The organism is Streptomyces sp. YS-3 (assembly GCF_045257485.1).
In the GTDB taxonomy this organism is placed as follows: domain Bacteria; phylum Actinomycetota; class Actinomycetes; order Streptomycetales; family Streptomycetaceae; genus Streptomyces.
The window spans coordinates 1-678 of the sequence record NZ_JBJHPC010001163.1; the positions used below are offsets into that span (position 1 = coordinate 1).

Here is a 678-nt window from a genome sequence, read left to right on the forward strand (position 1 = left end):
CCCGGCCTCCGCCTGCCCTGTCTCCCTCTCACCTCCCCTCAGACCTCCCCTTTTGACCTCCCCCAGGGGCCTTCCCGCCCCCATCTGGTCCTAGGACCCTTCTGGTCCCAGGGCCCGATGTGCGGCGTTGGGGCCGGAGACTAGCGTTCTGTACGTGTTGCAGACAGACGTTCTCCGAGCTCTCCCGTCCCTGCCGTCGCAGACCCCCCATGCTGAGGGGGTGAGCAATGACGAATTCCGCGCCGCGATGTCCCGGCTGGCCGGCGGGGTGGTGCTGGTGACCGCCCACGACGAGGACGCGGGCCCGCGCGGCGAGGACGTCGGGATGACGGCCACGGCGTTCCTGTCCGTCTCCATCGACCCGCCGCTGATCCTGGTGAGCGTACGGAACGGCTCCCGCATGGACGACCTGCTCGCCGAGCAGCCCCTCTGGGCGGTCTCGGTCCTCTCGGAGAGCCAGCGCCACATCGCGGGCCGCTTCGCGATGAAGGGCCGCATCAGCGACCGCCTGCTCTTCGAGGACATCGCCTACAAGAGGGGCGAACTGAGCGGCGCGCCGCTGGTGGGGGGCGCGCTGTCGACCCTGGAGTGCCGGACGGAACAGCGGGTCGAGGCGGGGGACCACACGCTGGTGATCGCTCGGGTGCTGGGGGTGGAGCTGCCCAGTGCGGAGGGGGG

1 protein-coding gene is annotated in these 678 nt (G+C 70.8%); it reads left to right on the forward strand.

All coding sequences use genetic code 11. The features are described from left to right. Positions 1–247 precede the first annotated feature (247 nt). Positions 248–678 (forward strand): flavin reductase family protein (locus tag ACJA3G_RS38105; protein ID WP_406557564.1); only part of this gene is annotated, 431 nt, incomplete at its 3' end.